Below are 390 nucleotides of genomic sequence, written 5' to 3'. Positions count from 1 at the left end.
CTGGTAGCGCACGGCCTTGCGGATCTCGTCGACGCCGTTGGCGATGCCCTCTTCGATGGTCAACTCCAGCACGCCCGGCATGAATGCCGCGAACATGGTGGGGTCCAGGTGCCCGCCGGTGGGAGTGATGGCGTGTCCGGCGGGAATGATGCGAGGGCCGTCGATCCAGCCGGCGTCGATGGCCTTGCCCAGGGCGACGTCGAGCAGGTATCCGCCGGTCTTGACGAACAATCCGAGGTTGCGGACGGTGGTGAATCCGGCGCGCAGGGTGCGGCGGGCATTGCCCACCGCACGCAGCACGCGGGTCGGGGGATCGTCTTGCACTTGGGACAGGCCCGGGTTCTCGCCCCGGCCACCCATCAGCAGGTTGACCTCCATGTCCATCAGGCC

The 390-nt window shown here is 67.9% G+C and carries 1 pseudogene; it reads right to left on the bottom strand.

The features are described from left to right. Positions 1-378: pseudogene (locus IMZ11_RS44660) on the bottom strand (hypothetical protein); the annotation flags it as partial. Between the last annotated feature and the right edge of the window lie 12 nt (positions 379-390).

This window comes from Microtetraspora sp. AC03309 (assembly GCF_020826795.1).
Lineage (GTDB): Bacteria > Actinomycetota > Actinomycetes > Streptosporangiales > Streptosporangiaceae > Microtetraspora > Microtetraspora glauca.
Note: the sequence above shows the minus strand (reverse complement) of the source record. Positions and strands in the feature narration are given on the sequence as shown.